This is a genomic window from Pseudomonas sp. Sample_9 (assembly GCF_004307535.1).
GTDB classification, from domain to species: domain Bacteria; phylum Pseudomonadota; class Gammaproteobacteria; order Pseudomonadales; family Pseudomonadaceae; genus Aquipseudomonas; species Aquipseudomonas mercuritolerans.
In genome coordinates, this window is the sequence record NZ_RAZO01000311.1 from 1 (window position 1) to 1,611 (window position 1,611).

The following is a 1,611-nucleotide window of genomic DNA, read 5'->3' on the forward strand; positions in this document are numbered from 1 at the left end:
ATCTGCATGACGATTCGCGCCTTGGTTCAAGAGACTTAAGTAGCTGACTGATGGCCTGTGGCGAGAGTTCATCTGCAACCATGAAAAGTTCGCCAGCTTCAGAGCTGATAGCGGCCACTGCTGCGATGCCATTCGACGTTGCCGGCCAGCCAGCTCTTGATTCCGCGCAGATAGCGTTTGAGCAGCGGCGAGGCGTGCGGCAATACCGCCCGTTCCGCCGCCTCATACAGATGCATGATGTCATCGTGAACGGCAGCGCTTTGCGCCATGGCCTGCGCGGGGGAGCAGCCCTGTTCCTGGATCAGCAACATAGGCAGATTGAAATCGCCGATACCGGCCTGCTGTTCCTTCAGCGCGGAAAACAGATCATTGGCAATGATCGTGGCGCTGGCGGCCAGCGTCGTGACCTTGCGCACCTCGGGAGCGCTGTAGACATTGGCGGGCAATTCATACCCGCCGATGATGTCGATCAGCGACAGGCACGGCAGGAAACTGTTGACCTGACGCTGAGCCAGATATTCCCAGAGCGCGGGCGTGAGCCCTTCGATCCGCCAGGCCGCTTCGGCGGTCATGGTGACGAACATGGCAATGATTTCATGGCGTACTCGGGCAACCTGCGCCGCGGTCGCGAGCGTCTCGACCCGCCTCAGATAGGCCCGCAGTGCGACCAGCACCGGATCGCTGTTCAAGGCCTGCTCGAGCCCCGGGCGGAACCGTGCGCTCAAGTGAACCGGCTCCAGCGCCGCCAGCGCCAGGGAAAGGCGCGGCCCGACCATTCTCGGCTCGGAGCCGGTTCGCTCATCGTCGCAGTAGTAATCGTCCACGGCGAACAGCGCGGCGAAACATTGCGCGGCGAGCAGCAGCCGATCCGGCTCATCGGTGTCGGTATGACAGAGCATGGCGAAGCGACCGAAACCCATGGCGCGGACTTTGTCGTGCCGCCCTGGAAAAATCCCCACCTGCTCGATCCAGGGCGTCAGCCGATCATCCACCTGGGCCGCCAGCACGGCGTCGTTGCGAAATGGCGCCAGGCCATACAGGGCGGGCACGGCCCACGGCGCCTTTTCCGCTTCGGGTGAGACGAGCATTGACGATTCGTCCATGGCGAGGCTCCTGAGTGCGTGTACAGGGTTCCACGGTGATACGCGAAGATCCAAGGCCTCATCAGAGCGCAAACGACAAGGAAGCGCACCTGTCAGGTCTGACAGGTCAGCGTTGGTTTTCGACCAATGGTCATCGTTGTTCAGCACTGGAAAGATCAGGGGCTTTCACATTCCACCAACAATTGCGCGCTTCCACGGCATTCAAGCCTATGGCAACTTGGCCGCCCCTGATGAGGCTGCAATCGATGGCAAACCCCTACCGCGAATTGTTCACCGCCCCCGGTGCCCGTGCTTTTGTACTGGCCGGGATGCTGGCGCGCATGCCGATTTCCATGACCGGCATTGGCCTGATCACCATGCTTGCGCAGTTGAACGGCGGTTATGCGCTGGCGGGTGCGGTGGCGGCGACTTTTGCTTTGGCCACGGCGTTTTGCGCGCCGCAGGTATCGCGGTTGGTGGACCGTTACGGGCAGGGGCGGGTGCTGCCGATCGCAGCGCTGACCGGTGG

At 62.0% G+C, this 1,611-nt stretch carries 1 protein-coding gene and 1 pseudogene; one reads left to right on the forward strand and one right to left on the reverse strand.

All coding sequences use genetic code 11. The annotated features are described in order from the left end of the window. Positions 1-98: 98 nt before the first annotated feature. The gene (locus D6877_RS17255) at positions 99-1,250 is read right to left on the reverse strand and encodes a family 2 encapsulin nanocompartment cargo protein terpene cyclase (protein WP_130911556.1); all 1,152 of its coding nucleotides are present in this window, start codon (positions 1,248-1,250) and stop codon (positions 99-101) included. A gap of 98 nt (positions 1,251-1,348) precedes the next feature. Here D6877_RS17255 and D6877_RS17260 point away from each other — a divergent pair. Further along, a pseudogene (locus tag D6877_RS17260) lies at positions 1,349-1,611 on the forward strand (MFS transporter); the annotation flags it as partial.